The 18,203-nt window shown below is 58.1% G+C and carries 16 protein-coding genes; 9 read left to right on the top strand and 7 right to left on the bottom strand.

All coding sequences use genetic code 11. The features are described from left to right. Positions 1 to 40: 40 nt before the first annotated feature. The gene (gene proP / locus OXR04_RS14305) at positions 41 to 1,507 is read right to left on the bottom strand and encodes a glycine betaine/L-proline transporter ProP (protein ID WP_009093065.1); all 1,467 of its coding nucleotides are present in this window, start codon (positions 1,505 to 1,507) and stop codon (positions 41 to 43) included. 464 nt (positions 1,508 to 1,971) lie between these two features. On the opposite strand from proP, the gene OXR04_RS14300 reads away from it, so the two are divergent. The 6 genes from OXR04_RS14300 (at position 1,972) to OXR04_RS14275 (ending at position 7,302) form a co-directional block, all read left to right on the top strand. Further along, positions 1,972 to 2,991 carry a 2-oxoglutarate and iron-dependent oxygenase domain-containing protein gene (locus tag OXR04_RS14300; RefSeq protein WP_046102905.1) on the top strand — a complete coding sequence of 340 codons (1,020 nt, stop codon included), beginning with the start codon at positions 1,972 to 1,974 and terminating at the stop codon, positions 2,989 to 2,991. 21 nt (positions 2,992 to 3,012) lie between these two features. Continuing rightward, positions 3,013 to 3,816: a MetQ/NlpA family ABC transporter substrate-binding protein gene (locus OXR04_RS14295; RefSeq protein ID WP_033736835.1), complete on the top strand. Its 804-nt coding sequence runs from the start codon at positions 3,013 to 3,015 to the stop codon at positions 3,814 to 3,816. Then, the gene (locus tag OXR04_RS14290; RefSeq protein WP_140923509.1) at positions 3,809 to 4,597 is read left to right on the top strand and encodes an ATP-binding cassette domain-containing protein; all 789 of its coding nucleotides are present in this window, start codon (positions 3,809 to 3,811) and stop codon (positions 4,595 to 4,597) included. Before OXR04_RS14295 ends, OXR04_RS14290 begins: the two co-directional genes overlap by 8 nt. Beyond that, positions 4,585 to 5,253 (top strand): methionine ABC transporter permease, encoded by a 669-nt coding sequence (locus OXR04_RS14285; protein ID WP_267371117.1) that lies wholly within the window; start codon positions 4,585 to 4,587, stop codon positions 5,251 to 5,253. Before OXR04_RS14290 ends, OXR04_RS14285 begins: the two co-directional genes overlap by 13 nt. An 844-nt stretch (positions 5,254 to 6,097) precedes the next feature. Further along, positions 6,098 to 6,694: an NAD(P)H-dependent oxidoreductase gene (locus OXR04_RS14280; RefSeq protein WP_058957798.1), complete on the top strand. Its 597-nt coding sequence runs from the start codon at positions 6,098 to 6,100 to the stop codon at positions 6,692 to 6,694. Continuing rightward, positions 6,691 to 7,302, top strand: a complete 612-nt coding sequence (locus OXR04_RS14275) for a TetR/AcrR family transcriptional regulator (RefSeq protein WP_140029228.1) — start codon at positions 6,691 to 6,693, stop codon at positions 7,300 to 7,302. The genes OXR04_RS14280 and OXR04_RS14275 overlap by 4 nt, the downstream gene beginning before the upstream one ends. A gap of 81 nt (positions 7,303 to 7,383) precedes the next feature. On the opposite strand, the gene malG is transcribed toward OXR04_RS14275, so the two are convergent. From malG to malE, 3 genes are all read right to left on the bottom strand, one after another. Beyond that, entirely contained in the window at positions 7,384 to 8,274 is an 891-nt protein-coding gene (gene malG, locus OXR04_RS14270) for a maltose ABC transporter permease MalG (RefSeq protein ID WP_009093054.1), read from the bottom strand. 106 nt (positions 8,275 to 8,380) lie between these two features. Then, positions 8,381 to 9,907, bottom strand: coding sequence for a maltose ABC transporter permease MalF (gene malF, locus OXR04_RS14265; protein ID WP_267371112.1), 1,527 nt, complete (start codon positions 9,905 to 9,907; stop codon positions 8,381 to 8,383). Positions 9,908 to 9,963: 56 nt separating this feature from the next. Beyond that, a complete protein-coding gene (gene malE / locus OXR04_RS14260) occupies positions 9,964 to 11,154 on the bottom strand; it encodes a maltose/maltodextrin ABC transporter substrate-binding protein MalE (RefSeq protein WP_009093050.1) in 1,191 nt (396 codons plus the stop codon). Between the two features lie 362 nt (positions 11,155 to 11,516). Here malE and malK point away from each other — a divergent pair, with 362 nt between their 5' ends. The 3 genes from malK to malM all read left to right on the top strand — a co-directional run bounded on the left by malK (position 11,517) and on the right by malM (position 15,016). After that, the gene (gene malK / locus OXR04_RS14255; protein WP_009093048.1) at positions 11,517 to 12,626 is read left to right on the top strand and encodes a maltose/maltodextrin ABC transporter ATP-binding protein MalK; all 1,110 of its coding nucleotides are present in this window, start codon (positions 11,517 to 11,519) and stop codon (positions 12,624 to 12,626) included. Positions 12,627 to 12,668: 42 nt separating this feature from the next. Then, positions 12,669 to 13,970, top strand: a complete 1,302-nt coding sequence (locus OXR04_RS14250; protein ID WP_009093047.1) for a maltoporin — start codon at positions 12,669 to 12,671, stop codon at positions 13,968 to 13,970. A gap of 104 nt (positions 13,971 to 14,074) precedes the next feature. Next, the gene (gene malM / locus OXR04_RS14245) at positions 14,075 to 15,016 is read left to right on the top strand and encodes a maltose operon protein MalM (RefSeq protein ID WP_267371107.1); all 942 of its coding nucleotides are present in this window, start codon (positions 14,075 to 14,077) and stop codon (positions 15,014 to 15,016) included. Between the two features lie 125 nt (positions 15,017 to 15,141). On the opposite strand, the gene OXR04_RS14240 is transcribed toward malM, so the two are convergent. From OXR04_RS14240 to malQ, 3 genes are all read right to left on the bottom strand, one after another. Then, on the bottom strand, positions 15,142 to 15,642 hold the full coding sequence (locus tag OXR04_RS14240; protein ID WP_267371105.1) for a type II toxin-antitoxin system YhaV family toxin: 501 nt from the start codon (positions 15,640 to 15,642) through the stop codon (positions 15,142 to 15,144). Between the two features lie 23 nt (positions 15,643 to 15,665). Then, on the bottom strand, positions 15,666 to 16,007 hold the full coding sequence (locus tag OXR04_RS14235) for a type II toxin-antitoxin system PrlF family antitoxin (RefSeq protein ID WP_058957805.1): 342 nt from the start codon (positions 16,005 to 16,007) through the stop codon (positions 15,666 to 15,668). 128 nt (positions 16,008 to 16,135) lie between these two features. Beyond that, complete coding sequence (gene malQ, locus OXR04_RS14230) at positions 16,136 to 18,202, bottom strand: 4-alpha-glucanotransferase (protein WP_267371102.1); 2,067 nt, start codon at positions 18,200 to 18,202, stop codon at positions 16,136 to 16,138. Position 18,203 lies beyond the last annotated feature (1 nt).

Genomic DNA, 18,203 nt, shown 5'->3' with positions numbered 1-18,203 from the left:
CAGATAAAAAAACACCCTGCAGAGCAGGGTGTTTTCAGACTTAATGCGCTGCGGGCGCTGAAGGTTTTGAGCGCTTGCGCAGCTTATCAATCAGGCGATGTGCTTCCGCTTTGGTCGCCACCGCTGGCGATGAACCGGTCAGCGGCTGCCGGGCGGTTTCACGGACGGTCAGAATAGTCAGCAGACCGATGATGCCCGCACCCATCATGTAGTAGGCCGGCATCATGGTGTTTTTACTGGTATCGACCAGCCACGCCGTAATCAGCGGGGTGGTTCCGCCAAACAGGGAGACCGACAGGTTAAAGCCAATGGCCAGCGCACTGTAACGGATATCGGTCGTAAACAGCGCAGGCAGCGTTGAAGGCATGGTGCCGCTGAAGCAGGTGTGCAGCACGCCCAGAATCAGCAGGCCGCCGAATACTGCCCACATGTTACCGGAACCGATCAGCATAAAGCTCGGAATCGCGAGCAGGATCAGACCCACCGCACCAAAGCCAATCACCGGACGACGCCCGATGCGGTCCGTCCAGCGGCCCCACAGCAGCGTCAGCGGCATCATCACAAACATTGCCACCATCACCAGCAGCAGGCCACTCAGTTCAGGCAGACCCAGTACGCCGGTCAGATAACTAGGCATATAGGAGGTCAGCATGTAGTTAGAGACGTTAAACAGCAGCACCAGACCGATACATTTCAGCATCGGCGCACGGTATTTGCTCAGCATCTGCATCAGGGTCAGGCGCGGTTTGCTCTGCTCCAGCGCCTCCTGTTTTTCCATGTGCTGCTGGAAGGCCGGGGTCTCTTCCAGCTTCAGTCGCACATAGAGACCAAACAGACCCAGCGGCGCGGCGATAAAGAAGGGCACGCGCCAGCCCCAGGACATCATCGCCTCGTTTGACATCAGGGTGGTCATCACCGTCACCAGGCTGGCACCCAGCAGGTAACCACCAATGGTGCCGAACTCCAGGAAGCTGCCCATGAAGCCTCGGCGTTTATCGGTAGAGTACTCCGCAATAAAGGTCGCTGCGCCGCCATATTCCCCGCCGGTCGAAAAGCCCTGGATCAGACGCGCCACCAGCAGCAGGATCGGTGCCATGATGCCAATAGAGGAATAGGCCGGAATCAGGCCGATACAGAATGTGCCAATCGACATCATGATCATCGTCATCGCCAGCACTTTCTGTCGGCCGATACGGTCACCCAGTGGGCCAAACACCAGGCCGCCAATCGGACGGACCAGGAAGGCCGCAGCGAACGTACCGAAGGTGGCGATAAGCTGCACGGCGTTGTTGGCGTCCGGGAAGAAGACCTTGCCGATGATAACGGCGAGGTAGCTGTAAACGCCGAAGTCGAACCATTCCATCGCATTACCTAACGCGGCTGCGCCAACGGCACGCTTCAGCATGTCGTTATCGATCACGGTAATGTCATCAACAGTCAGCTCTTTTTGCTTCCTGTTCCAGAAATGTTTCTTTGCGTGGTCAGACGATCTGTTTCTGGTGTCCATAAACTCCTCAACTGCTGAATGAAGGAGTCTTATAGCTTTCGCAGCCGAAAATAAGGGTCAGAAGAAACCGTGGAAATGAAAGCTATAAGAAGCCGAATAAGTTTTAAGTGAAGCGGCAATTAACCGCAGGGGCAAACCTTAGACCACAATTGTAAGGTATTGCAAGTTTTCAGCGGAAATAACTACTTTTACTGACAAAGTCAGCATAGTAATCTTATTCATCTCTGCTTACGGCAATAAACATTTCGTAACATCCGGCGCAGGATGATTCCGGCCAGCAGGCGTCGGCAAGCCTGACGTGCGCCAGAATGTCTCATCCGGCAACCAGAGTAATCTGCGGATCATTTGACTGGGGTGCAGCGCGATATTTCCGTTCGCCGCATATCTATAGCAGGATTAGTTGGTAGTTAACGCATAAATGCAGTGGCAGTGTACTGCTATTCCAGACCAACAGAGTGTTAAACATGGGCGCGTTAACATCAGCAGAATTACCGGTTATTGATTTCGCACTGTTATCGGGAGATCAACAGCAGCAGCAACAGTCACGCGAGAAACTCAGCCAGGCGGCGCGTGAGGTGGGTTTCTTCTATCTGATCAACCACGGGATCGACCGCGCGTTATCCGATGAGGTTCAGCAGGTCGCACGCCAGTTTTTTGCCCTGCCACAGGCGGACAAAAGCGCCGTCAGGATGGCCAATTCGCCTCATTTTCGCGGTTATAACCTGGCTGGCGTGGAGATAACCCGCAGCCAGCCCGATTTTCGCGAGCAGTTTGACATTGGTGCTGAACGCGAAGCGCTGCCCGTGACCGCCGACTCGCCCACCTGGCAACGGATGCAGGGCCCCAATCAGTGGCCTGAAGCCCTGCCGGAACTGCAGACCGTCGTCACCCGCTGGCAGCAGCAGATGACCGCCGTTGCGCTGGAGCTGCTGCGCGCCTTTGCCGAAGCGCTCCATCTGCCGCGCAACGCCTTTGACAATCTCTATGGCGACTATCCCAACGAACATATCAAGCTTATCCGCTACCCCGGCCGTAGCGAGGGCGAATCCCGCCAGGGCGTCGGCGCGCACAAAGATTCCGGCTTCCTGACAATGCTGCTGCAGGACGATCAGCCGGGTCTTCAGGTGGAAGTGACGCCGGACAACTGGATTGACGCCTTACCGAAACCGGGCGCGTTTGTGGTGAACATTGGCGAGCTGCTGGAGCTGGCGACCAATGGCTATCTGCGCGCAACCGTTCATCGGGTGGTATCGCCCCTGCAAAGCCGCGAGCGCCTCTCCATCGCCTTTTTCCTCGGTGCGCAGCTCGATGCCGTTGTGCCGATCTACCCGCTGCCCCCACAGCTGGCCGGGTTGGCTCAGGGACCGGCCAGCGATCCGCTCAACCCGCTGCTGCGTGAAGTCGGCTGGAATTACCTCAAAGGCCGGCTGCGTTCGCATCCGGAAGTTGCAGAGCGTTTTTATCCTGAACACACCTCCCACTAAAACCATAAGAGATAAATGATGATGATTAAAAAGCGCGTTCTGGCTCTGGCCGGTCTTTCACTGCTGATTGCTCAAAGTCTGCAGGCTGCGCCGCTGCGTGTGGCTGCGGATCCGGTGCCACATGCCGAAATTCTGGAGTACGTTAAAACGCTGGATCCCAAACTCGACATCAGGATCGTGGAGCTGAGCGGTGGGGTAAACGCCAATGAACTGCTCGCCTCCGGGGATGTGGATGCGAACTACTTCCAGCATCTGCCCTACCTGAAAGATCAGGAAAAGGCGCTGGGTAAGACCTTTGCCGTCGTCGCCAGTGTGCACATTGAGCCACTGGGGATCTACTCGCGCAAAGTGAAGTCGCTGGCGGCGTTGCCAGAGGGTGCCAGCATTGCGGTACCCAACAACACCACCAATCTGAGCCGTGCGCTGTGGCTGCTGCAGGATAAAGGGGTCATTAAACTCCGGGCGCAGGGTGAAGCGGGATCCACGCTGGTGACGCCGAAGGACATCAGCGAAAACCCGAAGAAAATCAAAATCATCGAGATTGAATCGCCTCAGTTGCCACGCTCGCTGGATGATGTTGATGCCGCGATCATCAACGGCAACTATGCGCTGGAGGCGGGGCTGAATCCGGCCAAAGATGCGCTGGGTCTGGAGTCCGCTGCGCATAACCCGTATGCCAACCTGCTGGTCACCACCCCGGCACTGGAAAAAGATCCCCGCGTCGTGCAGCTGGCAAAGGATCTGCGTTCGCCGCAGGTGGCCGCGTTTATCCGGAAAAACTACCAGGGCTCCGTGATTCCGGTCGCGGATAATCAGCATGATTAATATCCGTCACCTCAGCAAACACTATGCTGGCGCACCCGCGCCAGCGTTAGACGATATCTCTCTCACCATCAGTGAAGGGTCGATCTTCGGCATACTGGGGCGAAGCGGGGCGGGTAAAAGCACGCTGCTGCGCTGCCTGAACCGGCTGGAGAGTCCCTCCAGCGGTCTGATTGAGATCGATGGTGAAGATATCTCCCGGCTGAGTCTGGCGCAGCTCCGGCAGCAACGGCAGCAGATGGGGATGATCTTTCAGCACTTTAATCTGCTTCATTCCCGCAACGTGCGGGACAATATTGACCTGGCGCTGGAGATTGCCGGGATACCCAGGGCCGAACGCCACGCCCGCGTGACTTCGCTGCTGGATCTGGTGGGACTGACAGCCTTTGCAACGGCCTGGCCCTCACAGCTCTCCGGGGGACAGAAACAGCGTGTCGGGATCGCCCGCGCGCTGGCGGCCCGTCCCCGCTATCTGCTGTGCGATGAGGCGACCAGTGCACTGGACCCGGAAACCACCCTCTCCATTCTTGATCTGCTGGCAGATATTCAGCAGCAGCTGAATATCACCATCGTCCTGATCACGCATGAGATGGCGGTCGTGAAGCGTATCTGTGACGGTGCCGCGCTGCTGGAGAAGGGGCAGCTGGTGGAAAGCGGCACTCTCAGCCAGATCATGGGACGCGAAGAGGGCCGTCTCCGCACGATGCTGCTGAAGGATGGCGAGGCGGACAGGGCGTTTATCGAAAAATATCAGCGGGAGGCTCTTACCCGATGCGTAGCATGACCCGCGATCGTTTTCAGGAACTGCTGCTGAATGCCACGGGCGAAACGCTCTATATGGTGCTGCTGGCAGCGCTTTTTACCGTCGCTATCGGATTGCCGGTGGGTGTCCTGCTGTTTCTGACCCGTCCACAGGGTATTCTGCCCAATCGCGCCATCTCTCTCCTGCTGAATACGCTGGTGAATACCGGACGCGCGCTGCCGTTTGTCGTGCTCCTGATCGCGCTTATCCCCTTTACCCGCCTGCTGGTTGGTACCACGCTGGGCAGTACGGCTGCGATTGTACCGATTACCCTGGGGGCGTTTCCCTTCTTTGCGCGCATCGTGGAGAACGCGCTGGATGAAGTCGATCGCGGCCGCATTGAGGCGGTGGTGTCGATGGGGGGCAATCTGTGGCATATTGTCAGCCGCGTGCTGCTGCCGGAGGCGTTGCCTGCGCTGGTGGCAGGGATCACCCTGACGATTGTGATGCTGATCGGCTTCTCGGCGATGGCCGGCGTGGTCGGCGGCGGCGGACTGGGGGATCTGGCGATTCGCTACGGCTATCAGCGCTTTGACAATCAGATCATGGCAGCGACCATTGTCGTGCTGCTGGCGCTGGTGATGTTGATTCAGATACTGGGCGACTGGCTGGTGCGCTCGCTGGCTTATCGTCGTTAACGGCTGACCGTATGGCGTCAGGCCGCCATACGGCTGAACAGGCCAATCTCGCCGCAGAAAGCGTTAATCCCCGCCTCTGTTTCCGTCATCATTAACACATATATAATCCGGCGTTTCTTTTAAGAATAAAAAAGATGTCTGGGGATATAGTGCAGAGTGACCAGCAAAATCATATTAATTCATAATGACGTTATCTGTTATCAGCGTTACGATGGCGTGTCGCTAAATAAGGATAAGGGAATAATTTTCCCTGGCTAAGGAGAGGGAGTTACGTAATGACGTTGGGTGAATTTGCTTTCGGACCTGTTTTTCTTTCTGTTTTTGCATTTTGCATTCAGCTACTAAATAAATCAAAACCTGTTACAAATTACAGGAAGCTATTGATTTCACTGCCTGTCACTCTGCTGGTCTGTTTCCTGTATCCACTGACCAGTGTATATCTGACACAGAGATATACCCTGTCTGATTCGTTTTATTTTTATTGTTTAGTGAGTTTTTTATTCTCAATCTGTTTGAACACGGTTATCTTTCTGATCATCAACGTTAAATATAAGAGAAGCTAGTTATCCTGTTTCAGTTATAGCGCCTGCCTTTGTATGTTTCTGACTCTTATTCAGGGAGCCTGAACTGATGATGCGATTGATTTACACAATTGTTTAATCAACCGACCGCCTGGCGCTTCTCCCTTTTACGTTTAACCGTCCCTGAAACATCCCTGCTGGCGACAGCTTCACCTGAACAGTAAATGCGGTCAGCAGAATCTCTGCATACGTTGCCACTTGCTAACCTACTAACCGTAACCTACCTTTAGTAGCTTAATGGCTAATCAGGTAAGGTGACGACGATGCATGCACTCATAGTAACTGCCCATCCCAATCATGATGCTCACACCCACCGCATTGCGGACCAGCTTGCGCAGGGGGTTCTGGCCTCAGGCCACCACACGGTTGAACAGGCCGATCTCGCCGCTGAGGGGTTCGACCCGCGTTTTACGCTCAGCGATCACCAGCGTTTCAATGGTGAGGCTGCAACTCCGCCGGATGTGCTGGCCGAGCAGCAGCGGCTGGACCGCGCTGATGCGCTGGTGCTGGTCTACCCGATTTACTGGTGGTCATTTCCGGCGCAGCTCAAGGGCTGGATCGACCGGGTCTTTATTGCAGGCTGGGCCTTTGACGAGCAGGATGATCGGATAGTGAAGCGCCTCGGGCATCTTCCCGTGCATCTGATCGCGCTGGGTGCAGCCGATACGCGAACTTTTATGCGCCGCGGCTATTTCGGCAGCATGCGGAATCTGATCGATCACGGCATCTTTGATTATTGTGGTGCGCCGGTGGTTACCAGCGAGCTGCTACTGACCAGCGACGAGGGATTTCCTGAGTCACACTATCAGCGGGCGCAGCAATGGGGGCAACGGATTTTTGCCCGTGAGGAAAGCGCATGACCGCGAAAAAGTCTTCCCCTAAACGTCTGTCACGCGAGGCCCGTCGCCGACAGCTGTCAGAAGTCGCCTGGCAGATCATGCAGGCCGAAGGCAGCGAGGCGCTGACGCTGGCCCGGGTGGGTGAGGCAGCGGGCGTCAGTAAGCCCGTCGTTTACGATCACTTCACGACCCGTCATGGTCTGCTGGCGGCATTGTATGACGATTTCGACCGCCGCCAGACCGATCGGATGGAAGCAGCCATGGAGGCTGCGCCGATGCAGATGCAGCAAAAAGCGGCCGTGCTCGCAGCCTGTTACGTGGATTGTGTCATGACGGAAGGACGTGAAATTCCTGAACTGCTTTCCGCGCTCAGCACCACGCCTGAACTCGCTGCGGTAAAACGTCACTATCAGCTCGACTTTATCGCCCGCTGTCAGCGCTGGTTTGCTCCGTTTACGGGCAGCAGCGGAATGGCCGAAGCAGGCATGTGGGGCTTGCTGGGGGGTGCGGATGCTATCGCAGGCGCGGTGGCACGGGGCGATATCGATAAACAGGCAGGCGAGCAGGCGATCACCGCGCTTGTCGTGGCGCTGGTGGCAGGCAGCCGTACACCGGCAGAGGAAGCGTAAAAAAAGGCGGCCCGGAGGCCGCCGAATCCTTCAACCACAACAGAGGTTGTGTAAGCAGTGGCAACGTACAATGATGATCGTTTAGCCTTTCACCCCGCCCGCGGTTAAGCCGCTGACCAGCCAGCGCTGGGCCAGCAGGAAGACCAGGGTAATCGGAATCGCAGAGAGCACCGCGGCGGCGGCAAAGTCGCCCCAAAGATAGTTCTGCGGATTGAGATACTGCTGCATCCCGACCGCAAGGGTGTAGCTGTTAACATCGCGCAGCAGCAGCGAGGCGACCGGCACCTCTGTCACCGCCGCGATAAAGGCCAGAATAAACACCACCGCCAGAATCGGCACCGACAGCGGCAGCAGCACCAGCCGGAACGCCTGCCACGGGGTGGCACCATCCAGCGCCGCCGCCTCTTCCAGCGAACCGTCGATGGTTTCGAAATAGCCTTTTATCGTCCAGACATGCAGCGCAATGCCGCCAAGATAGGCGAATATCACGCCGCCGTGGGTATTCAGCCCGATAAACGGGAGATACTGGCCGAGCCGGTCAAACAGCGCATAGAGCGCCACCAGCGACAGCACCGCCGGGAACATCTGGAAAATCAGCATCCCCTTCAGCAGGCTGGCACGGCCGGTAAAGCGCATGCGGGCAAACGCATAGGCGCAGGTGGTGGAGAGCGCCACGATGCCCAGCGCACTGATGGCCGCGATCTTAACCGAGTTCCATAACCAGAGCAGCACCGGGAAGGGCGGCGGTGTGACCCGTCCATCCGCATGTTCCACACTGAAACCCAGCGCCAGACGCCAGTGCTCCCATGAGATCTGCTCCGGGATGAGGCTGCCGGTGGCGAAATTACCGGCGCGCAGCGAAATCGCCACCACCATCAGCAGCGGAAAGAGAATCGCCGCGATAAATAACAGCAGCAGCAGATGCGTGGTCAGCAGACGCAGCCGTTGCGATTTGGGTTGTACCATAGCCATAACAGCTCCTTAAACCTGGTCCATCAGGCAATTTGATTTGTCAGTCTGAACCCGGACCGTGCTTACCATCCTCACGGTCCGGGTCTGCGCCTGTCGGGCCAGACGCTTAGTCGAATTTTATCCGCGAGGCTTTCAGGTTGATCACCGCCAGCGCACCCACCAGCAGGAAGATCAGGGTGGCAATCGCCGCCGCCAGACCAAAGTCCTGCCCGCCGCCGCCTTCAAAGGCGATACGCCAGGTGTAGTTCACCAGCAGATCCGTATACCCGGCTGGCGTGGTGGTACCGAGACGATCGGGCCCGCCGTTGGTCAGTAACTGCACCAGCACAAAGTTATTAAAGTTGAAGGCAAAGCTGGCAATCATCAGCGGCATCAGCGGTTTCAGCAGCAGCGGCAGGGTGATCAGGAAAAAGTTCTGCAATGGGCCTGCGCCATCCATCGCCGAGGCTTCATAGAGATCGTCCGGAATCGCCTTCAGCAGCCCCATGCAGAGGATCATCATGTAGGGGTAGCCCAGCCAGGTATTCACAATGATCAGCATGGTACGCGCCAGCGTCGGATCGCTGAACCAGGCGGGTTTCACACCAAACAGCGCGCTGAGCATCACGTTGATCTCACCGAAGCTCTGGTTAAACAGCCCTTTGAAAATCAGAATCGAGATAAACGCGGGAACGGCATAGGGCAGGATCAGCATCACCCGGTAAACGGCTTTGCCGCGCAGCGCCTCCCACTGCACCAGACAGGCGAGCACCATGCCGACGGAGACGGTGAGCACCACGGTGACCAGCGAGAAGAAGAGCGTCCAGCCAAAAATCGCCAGGAACGGTTTCTGAATCCCTTCGTCGGTAAAGACCCGCAGGAAGTTTTTCCAGCCGGTATTCACGGTGAAGCCGGGGCTCAGCGTTTCGTTGTCCCATTTATTGTCGGCGTTGACGGCCTGATAAAAACCGGTCTGCGGATTGGCGCGATAGTGCACGCCACTCTGCTGATTGATCAGCTCATCCGGCGCGCCCACCCGGTAGAGCGGCTGAGTTCCGGAGAACTGGCGCAGCGAACTCATCCGCAGCTGACGGCCATCCGGCAGCTCAGCATGGATCTGGCTCAGCGCCTGGCGATGGGTGGTGATGACCCTCAGGGTCGCCCGCTCACCCGCTGGCGGCGTCGCGGGGGCCATTTTCAGCGTCTGTTCAGCGCCAAACTGAAACGGCGGCGAGACAAAGTCTGCTTTGCCATCGTTCAGCACCAGCTGCCAGCGGTCGCCAGCCGGGAAGAGTGCGAAACTGACGGCGTCCCCCGACTGGAAGGTGCGGCTCAGCAGTACCTGTTGCGCGCGCTCAAAGGTCAGCTGATTGGTGCTGCTGTAGTTGGTGAACGCAATGGCCACGGTGCAGGCGAGGGGGAACAGGACAAACAGCGCCATCCCGGCCACGCCGGGATAGACATAACGCCACGCATAGGCGCGACGGTTGGCGTAAATCCACAGCCCGGTGGCACTGAGGATCAGCGTCAGCAGCGCAAACAGATATTCGCCCTGCGCGTACATCAGCACCAGCAGATAGCCGACCAGCAGACAGCCCATTCCGATGAGAACGCCCTTTAACAGCAGACTGTGCGTTTTCGGTTTTCCTGACATGATGCGGTTTTCCTTAACGGTCACTCAGGCCGGGTTGCCCCGGCGGCAGGGAAAAATTATTTCTTCAGACGCGCCTGGGCATCTTTCAGTGCGGCGTCAACGCTCTGACGACCGCCCAGGGCATTCAGCGTGGCGGTGCGCATCGCGTACCAGAATGCGGCCATCTGCGGGATATTCGGCATGATGTCACCCTGACGGGCGTTGGTCATGGTGGCAGCGATACGGGAATCTTTTTCCAGCGTCTGCTGGAACGATTTCAGCGCCACCGCGCCCAGCGGCTTATCTTTATTGACCGCATCCAGGCCGGCATCGGTCAGCAGGTAGTTCTCCAGGAACTCCTTCGCCAGCTCTTTATTCGGACTGGCGGCGTTGATCCCGGCGCTCAGCACACCAACAAACGCCTTAGAGGGTTTACCGTTCAGCGTTGGCAGCGTGGTCACGCCATAGTCGATCCCGCTCTTGTCGATGTTGCTCCATGCCCAGGGGCCGTTGATCGTCATCGCGGTTTCCCCTTTGTTAAAGGCCGCCTCGGCAATTGAATAATCGGTATCCGCATTCAGGGTTTTAGCTTTGACCTGATCGACCAGGAACTGCATCCCGGCTTTCGCGCCCGCGTTATCCACGCCGACATCCTTCACGTCATAGCGCCCGTCGGTCAGCTTAAAGGCGTAAGCTCCGCCAGCGGCCAGCAGTGGCCAGGTAAAGTAGGGTTCCTGCAGGTTGAACATAATGGCGCTTTTGCCCTTAGCGCGCAGTTGCTTATCGAGACCGGCCATCTCTTCCCAGGTTTTTGGCGGATTAGGCAGCAGCTTTTTGTTGTAGATCAGCGAGAGTGACTCGACCGAGATCGGGTAGCCAATCAGCTTGCCGTCAAAGCGAACCGCATCCCAGGTGAAGGGGAAAATCTTCTGCTGGAAGCTGGCGTCCGGGCTGATTTCCGCCAGCAGGCCCGACTGCGCATAGCCGCCAAACCGGTCGTGCGCCCAGAAGATAATGTCCGGACCATCGCCCGTCGCCGCCACCTGCGGATACTTCTCTTCCATTTTGTCAGGATGTTCAACGGTGACTTTGATACCGGTCTCCTGCTCGAATTTCTTACCCACTTCAGCAAGACCGTTATAGCCCTTGTCACCGTTGATCCAGATGACCAGTTTACCTTCCTCAATCTTTGCCATCGCGCTGGCCGAAAAGAGCACGGCAGAGAGGGCCGAGAGGGCCAGAATTCTTGCTCCGGTTTTCATCGTCATAAATTCATCCTGTTAGCGGAAGTGGTGAAGACTCTGTCGGCATCATTGTGCGTATCCACACCGGCATCTCATCCTCCTCTGCTCTACGCCCCGCCGCCCATCACTGTGATCGCGCTGGCAAAAAGCGTCCGGAGCGGGAGATGGCGCGGCAAAAAATCGTGCAGGTCTGCGTGAACGATCACAAAAAACCGCGGCGGCGCGCTGGCTGCCTCGTCCGCCGCGGTTTCTCCTCCTCCCGTCTCCTCCCCCAGTGGATTGCGCTGCAGTGGAGGATGTGACCGCCGGTTTCCTCTCGCATAGTGAGCCCCGGAACCCGTCTGCCGCTGAGCAGACACGAATGTGCAGCTAAGAGGGAAGGGATCATGGCGAGCGTTGTGCTACGCAATGTCACAAAAGCCTGGGGCGAAACGGTGGTATCGAAAGAGATCGATCTCACCATTCGTGAAGGGGAATTTGTTGTTTTCGTCGGCCCGTCGGGCTGTGGCAAATCGACGCTGCTGCGCATGATTGCCGGACTGGAAACCATCACCAGCGGCGAGCTGCTCATTGGCGACCGGCGCATGAATGAGGTGCCGCCTGCCGAGCGCGGCATCGGCATGGTGTTTCAGTCTTATGCGCTCTATCCGCACCTGTCCGTAGCGGAAAACATGTCTTTTGGCCTGAAACTGGCCGGGGTAAAAAAGGCTGAAATCCATCAGCGGGTCAATCAGGTGGCCGAAATTCTGCAGCTGGCGCACCTGCTTGATCGCCGGCCAAAAGCCCTCTCAGGGGGGCAGCGTCAGCGCGTCGCCATCGGCCGCACGCTGGTGGCGGAACCGCGCGTCTTCCTGCTGGATGAACCGCTGTCCAACCTCGACGCAGCCCTGCGCGTTCAGATGCGCATTGAGATCTCTCGTCTGCATAAGCGCCTGAAGCGCACCATGATTTACGTGACCCACGATCAGATCGAAGCGATGACGCTGGCTGACAAAATTGTGGTGCTCGATGCCGGGCGCATCGCGCAGGTCGGCAAGCCGCTGGAGCTCTATCACTATCCCGCCAACCGCTTTGTCGCCGGATTTATCGGCTCACCCAAAATGAATTTCCTGCCGGTCAAAGTGACCGCCACCGCCCTCGATCAGGTTCAGGTCCGTCTGCCGAATCAGCAGCTGGTCTGGCTGCCGGTTGACAGCGCCGGCGTACTGGTCGGCAGCAATATGTCACTGGGCATTCGCCCGGAACATCTGCTCTCCAGCGATATCGCCGACGTCACCCTTGAAGGGGAAGTGCAGGTGGTGGAACAGCTGGGGCATGAAACACAGATCCACATCGAGATTCCCGCAATCCGTCAGAACCTGGTCTACCGCCAGGAGGACGTCGTGCTGGTAAAAGAGGGCGCGATCCTGGCGATTGGCCTGCCGCCCGAGCGTTGTCACCTGTTCCGCGAGGACGGGAGCGCGTGCCGCAGGCTGTACCAGGAGCCGGGTGTGTAGCCCTGCCAAAACAATAAAAGCCATGACCTCAGGAGATAGAAAATGTTAACTCTGCGCAAACTTCCCCTTGCCGTTGCCGTCGCGGTGGGCACGCTCTCCGCCCCGACGATGGCGGTCGATTTCACCGGCTATGCCCGTTCCGGCATCGGCTGGACAGGCAGCGGTGGTGAACAGCAATGTTTTCAGGCCACCGGTGCTCAAAGTAAATACCGTCTGGGTAACGAATGTGAAACCTACGCCGAACTGAAATTAGGCCAGGAAGTGTGGAAAGAGGGCGACAAAAGCTTCTATTTCGACACCAACGTGGCTTACTCCGTAGCCCAGCAGAACGACTGGGAAGCCACCTCACCGGCATTCCGTGAAGCCAACGTAAAAGGGAAAAACCTGATCGATGCGCTGCCAGGATCGACCCTCTGGGCCGGTAAGCGTTTCTATCAGCGTCATGACGTTCATATGATCGACTTCTACTACTGGGATATCTCCGGACCGGGTGCCGGTCTGGAAGATGTCGATCTCGGCTTCGGTAAGCTCTCCTTCGCGGCAACCCGCTCCTCGGAAGCGGGCGGTTCTTACACCTTCTCCAGCGATCGTATCCGTGACTTCGCCACCAGCACCGCGAATGACGTGTTTGATGTGCGCCTGGCGGGCCTGGAAACCAACCCGGATGGCGTGCTGGAGCTGGGGGTCGATTACGGTCGTGCCAATGCCCGTGACGACTATCGGCTGGAAGATGGCGCCTCAAAAGATGGCTGGATGTTCACCGCCGAACATACCCAGAGCATGCTCAAGGGCTACAACAAGTTTGTACTGCAGTACGCCACCGACGCGATGACCTCGCAGGGCAAAGGGGTGCCGCAGGGCACCAGTCTCAATAACAACGGGGACATGTACCGTATCCTCGACCACGGGGCGATCTCGCTGGCAGAACGCTGGGACCTGATGTACGTCGCCATGTATCAGAACATCGATCTGGATAACGACCGCGGCACCGAGTGGTACACCGTCGGCGTGCGTCCGATGTACAAATGGACGCCGATCATGAGTACGTTGCTGGAACTGGGCTATGACAATGTGAAGTCACAGCAGGCCAGCGAGCGCAACGGTCAGTACAAAGTGACGCTGGCACAGCAGTGGCAGGCGGGTGACAGCATCTGGTCACGTCCGGCGCTGCGTCTGTTCGCTACCTACGCCAAATGGGATGAGAAGTGGGGCTACAACAAAGACAGCGCCGGCGATCTCACCACCTTCGCCTCGGCTGACTCTACCGGCAACGGCATCCTGACCAACAGCCGCGGTAATAACGACGAATTTACCTTCGGCGCGCAGATGGAAATCTGGTGGTAAACCCGCACCGTTTCTGACGGGCGTGCCTGCACGCCTGATGAATCTCTCTGGTCGCGGTGTGCCATTGCCTGGTGCATGCCGCGACCTGTAATAAGGTACGCATAATGAAAATGAAAAAGACGCTGACCGCACTCTGCCTGAGTGCAACATTACTGGCCGGACAGAGCCTGCCCGCCTGGGCGGACGTCAACCTGGTGCCGCAGGATCTCACCTCCGCCCCGGTTGTCCCTGCTGAAACCCTGCAACACCTGAGCTGGCAGCCGCTGGCCGCCTCACAGACCCAGACGACAAAACTCGCCAGCAGCGGGCAGACGCTCAACGCGCCGCACATTGCCGGACCGGTGGCGGCCTACAGCCTGCCAGCGAATATCGGCGAACTGACGCTGACGCTGAGCAGTGAAGTGGCCAACGGGCAGGTTTTTGCGCCTAACGTGCTGGTACTGGATGAAACTCTGCGGCCCGCCGCCTGGTTCCCCAGCCGCTACTTTACCTACCAGAAGCCAGGCGTGATGGCGGCAGACCGGCTGGAAGGGGTGATGAAACTGACCCCGGCGCTGGGCCAGCAAAAAATTTACCTGCTGGTGTTCACCACCGACAGCGATCTGACCCAGACCACCACCCTGCTCGATCCGGCTAAAGCCTACGCGCAGGGCACCGGCCATGCTGTGCCGGACATCCCCGACCCTATCGCCAGCCACAGCCGGGAGGGCACCCTTAAACTGAAAATGCAGACCAGTTCCGGCTCCTCCATTCTGGTCGGGCCGCTGTTTGGATCGTCCGGTCCCGGCCCGGTCACCGTCGGTAACACCGCGCCTGCGCCCGCTTATCGTTCAACCCCTGCCGCCACGGCCGCGCCTTTGCCAGCGACGAAAACAGCGGCAGAACCGATCATGAGTGACACTGAGCGCTACTTTAATCAGCAGATCACTCAGGCGATTAACAGCGGCAATATCGACAAAGCGCTGAAGCTGCTGGATGAAGCTGAACGGCTGGGCTCCACCTCTGCCCGGCAAACCTTTATCCGTGGTGTTAAAGGCAAGGGGTGAAACTGCCCCGACACCAGGGATGTTGTCCCATCTGGTGCGCTCCGGCGCACCTTTTTTTCGTGTAAAAGTATCCAGGTGAAGGGATCAGGCAGCGGACTTCATGGTTGGCTGGCAAGCGTTGGTGCTCAGTCTGAAAGTGACTGTCTGAAGAGATCTGAAAGATCTGAGGCGGAGGTAGCGGCTTTAGCCTCTCTGAGAAGTTGTTCCCAGTCGTCAGGGGGATTGCCCGCTTTTAACATTTTAGCGAACACATTATAGGCGTCCGATTTAGAGCCGTAAGCGCGAAGTGAATCAAAATCATTCACCCAGCCAATGACGATTATTTTATGCTCAGCACTGCAGCGATAAAACAGGCGAAATTGCTGCAAAAACTTTACGCGGAACCAGTGTCTGAACTCATCACCTAACGTATCACCCTGACGATACTGAGCGTTGAGAGGATTAGACGCGATGCATTCTTCAATCACGCGTTCAATCGCACGCAGAAGCTTAGCTTCCTTCCTGCGCATAAATTCATCAGGTTTTGCAGCCCTGAGCGCTGAGACCTTTTGAACGAGTTCTTGTATCTGATTCAAAAAACATGCGTGAAAGCAGATTTTCCAGCCATTTATTTCCAAATCTTCCATGTGTTACCGCCGTATTAATCAGGTTAATCATCGGTAAGCGGCGCGTCTAAATCGACCTCAACTCCAGCAGTCAATGTTTTAATACTTTCCCAGACGGCCACGGGTACGGCATGAATGTGCTGTGGGTTTTTCTTCATGTCATTCTCAAGGAAATTCAGAAAATTCGATACAACCGGATCCTCCTGTTCATCCTCCTGGCGGGACATAATGACTTTGCCGCCTGGAAGCAGGCTATATCGGATGTATTCACCGGGCTTGAGATGCAAAGCATCGCGAATTGCTGCCGGGATGGTGGTCTGGCTGCGTTCAGTGAGCCGGGACTCAGCGTACAGTGATACGTCCGCGTCTTGTGTTTGAATAGCCATCGTTTGACTCCTCTTCATTTCCATCTCTTTCATTACAGGGAAAGAATGACCGGATGGATAAGACACTATAATGCAATTGCATTTCGCAATGCAATTGCATTACCTGAGGTGTGCTTCAGAGCAGGGAATCAGATCCGCTTCCGTCGCGCCGTCAGATCCCGCAACAGTGCACGGATTTCCGCATCACTGAACAGCGCCTCCAGCGTGACGCTCAGCTTGCGTCGCCAGTTCGGGTATTCATCGCTGGTGCCGGGGATATTGACCGGCGTAGCCATATCCAGCCAGTCCTCCGGTTGCAGACCCAGCAGGGCGCTGTGACTGTCCGCCAGATAGCGCTGCATCGCCCGGTTCAGCGCCTTGCTCATCCCGGTACGTCCGGCATACCGTCCGGCCCGTTTCGGCAGGGCGCCCACCTGATGCAGGCTGTTCAGCAGCGCCTGCTTTGCCCGTAGCCGATCCTGATACAGCCCGGCCAGCACCACCTTGTCCGGGTAGAGGCCCAGCCGGGCACCCGTGGTCAGATCGTCGCTTTGCCACCAGCCGCGCAGCGTCGGGAGATCATGGGTGGTCGCGACGGCCATCGCCTGCCGCGGCCAGGCGGCGGGTGGACGGAATCCCGACGGGGAGGTCTGTTCAAACCAGAGCACTTTATAGGAGTAAACACCGCCATCCCGCAGCTTATCGACAATCGCCTCCGGCACCGTGCCGAGATCTTCCCCAATCACCATGCAGCGATGTCGCTGGCTCTCCAGCGCCAGAATCGCCAGCAGATCGTCGATGGGATAGTGAACATAGGCTCCGTGCATCGCCGGTTCCCCGGCCGGTATCCACCAGAGTCGCATCAGCGCCATCACGTGATCGATGCGCAGTGCGCCGCAGTGGCGCATATTCGCGCGCAGCAGGGCAATCCACGGCTCCCAGGCGCGCTGCTGCATGACCTGCGGGTCCATCGGCGGCAGTCCCCAGTCCTGACCGCGCGGGCCGAGGATATCGGGCGGGGCTCCGATACTGGCCTCCATGCAGTAGAGGTCGCGATCGCTCCACGTCTCGGCCCCTCCTTTGGCCACCCCGACCGCCAGATCGCGGTAGAGGCCGATGGGCATTGCCTGCTGCTGGCAGCCGTGCCAGCAGTCAGCAAACTGCTGCGCGGCCAGCCACTGCAGCCAGAGCCAGAAACGCACCTGATCGGCATGCTGCTGCAGAAAGGTTTTCACCGCCGGGCTGGCAGGGTCCTGCAACGCCTCCGGCCACACCGGCCAGCCCCAGCGCTGGCTATCCTGCGCAATCTGATCGGCGTGCAGGGCATCAAACAGCGCCTGATGCTGCAGACTGACGCCACCCTCTTTGATAAAGGCGTGGAATGCCTGCACCTCAGGATCGCTGGCCTCACGCCGGCTGAACTGCGGCCATGCCAGGCTCAGCGCCGTGATTTTCAGGCGGGTGACCGCCGCATAGTCGACCCACTCCGCGGCGCGCGCCTGCGTCAGCGCCTGCTGTGTCTCCGGCTGCTGCCACCAGGCCTGGGCGGCGCTGCTCTGCCGGAAGTCACTGACCGCATTCACATCGATATAGAGGACATTGAGCCAGCGCCGGGAGGAGGGGCTGTAGGGACTGGCACTCTCCGGGCTGGAGGGAAACAGCGCGTGAATGGGATTCAGCCCGATAAACGCGCCGCCGCGTGCCGCGACAGCGGGCAGCATCCGGCGCAGATCGCCAAAGTCGCCAACGCCCCAGTTCTCTGCCGAACGTAATGTATAGAGCTGCACACAGGCTCCCCACAGCGATTCCCCCGCCTGCAACGCTGGCGGCTCATAGCAGCGGGGCGGAGCAATGATGATCCGGCACGACCACTGCCGGGCACCCTGCTGCAGCGTCAGCTGATGGTAGCCTTCCGGCAGCGGCGGCAGATGCAGCGGCTGAGCGGGATGACAGCGACCCGAAGTGACTTCTCCCGCCTCACGGGTGAGTTGCCACTGCGCATCCTGCGTCAGTTGAGGGGAGAGGCTCAGCAGATCGCCGCTGCGAAAGATCACCACCGGCGGCAGCGGCGTGCACTGCTGACGCGGTGGCTGCATGACCGCCAGCAGACGCTGGCGGGTCAGGGCCGGGATCGCCTGCGGCCTGCCGTGGGCGTTAATATATTCTGCAGCGATACCCGCCACGGAAAAATCATCCTTAACCGGATTCGTTTTCATG

It is taken from the genome of Pantoea sp. GM_Pan_3 (assembly GCF_026541045.1).
GTDB classification, from domain to species: Bacteria; Pseudomonadota; Gammaproteobacteria; order Enterobacterales; family Enterobacteriaceae; genus Pantoea; species Pantoea anthophila.
This window is presented reverse-complemented; position numbering and strand designations above follow the sequence as displayed.

What these genes read in the sequence shown, in the direction of transcription:
- proP (WP_009093065.1), bottom strand. Translation starts at nt 1,507, where the DNA reads ATGGACACCAGAAACAGATCGTCTGACCACGCAAAGAAACATTTCTGG.
- OXR04_RS14300 (WP_046102905.1), top strand. Translation starts at nt 1,972, where the DNA reads ATGGGCGCGTTAACATCAGCAGAATTACCGGTTATTGATTTCGCACTG.
- OXR04_RS14295 (WP_033736835.1), top strand. Translation starts at nt 3,013, where the DNA reads ATGATTAAAAAGCGCGTTCTGGCTCTGGCCGGTCTTTCACTGCTGATT.
- OXR04_RS14290 (WP_140923509.1), top strand. Translation starts at nt 3,809, where the DNA reads ATGATTAATATCCGTCACCTCAGCAAACACTATGCTGGCGCACCCGCG.
- OXR04_RS14285 (WP_267371117.1), top strand. Translation starts at nt 4,585, where the DNA reads ATGCGTAGCATGACCCGCGATCGTTTTCAGGAACTGCTGCTGAATGCC.
- OXR04_RS14280 (WP_058957798.1), top strand. Translation starts at nt 6,098, where the DNA reads ATGCATGCACTCATAGTAACTGCCCATCCCAATCATGATGCTCACACC.
- OXR04_RS14275 (WP_140029228.1), top strand. Translation starts at nt 6,691, where the DNA reads ATGACCGCGAAAAAGTCTTCCCCTAAACGTCTGTCACGCGAGGCCCGT.
- malG (WP_009093054.1), bottom strand. Translation starts at nt 8,274, where the DNA reads ATGGCTATGGTACAACCCAAATCGCAACGGCTGCGTCTGCTGACCACG.
- malF (WP_267371112.1), bottom strand. Translation starts at nt 9,907, where the DNA reads ATGTCAGGAAAACCGAAAACGCACAGTCTGCTGTTAAAGGGCGTTCTC.
- malE (WP_009093050.1), bottom strand. Translation starts at nt 11,154, where the DNA reads ATGACGATGAAAACCGGAGCAAGAATTCTGGCCCTCTCGGCCCTCTCT.
- malK (WP_009093048.1), top strand. Translation starts at nt 11,517, where the DNA reads ATGGCGAGCGTTGTGCTACGCAATGTCACAAAAGCCTGGGGCGAAACG.
- OXR04_RS14250 (WP_009093047.1), top strand. Translation starts at nt 12,669, where the DNA reads ATGTTAACTCTGCGCAAACTTCCCCTTGCCGTTGCCGTCGCGGTGGGC.
- malM (WP_267371107.1), top strand. Translation starts at nt 14,075, where the DNA reads ATGAAAATGAAAAAGACGCTGACCGCACTCTGCCTGAGTGCAACATTA.
- OXR04_RS14240 (WP_267371105.1), bottom strand. Translation starts at nt 15,642, where the DNA reads ATGGAAGATTTGGAAATAAATGGCTGGAAAATCTGCTTTCACGCATGT.
- OXR04_RS14235 (WP_058957805.1), bottom strand. Translation starts at nt 16,007, where the DNA reads ATGGCTATTCAAACACAAGACGCGGACGTATCACTGTACGCTGAGTCC.
- malQ (WP_267371102.1), bottom strand. Translation starts at nt 18,202, where the DNA reads ATGAAAACGAATCCGGTTAAGGATGATTTTTCCGTGGCGGGTATCGCT.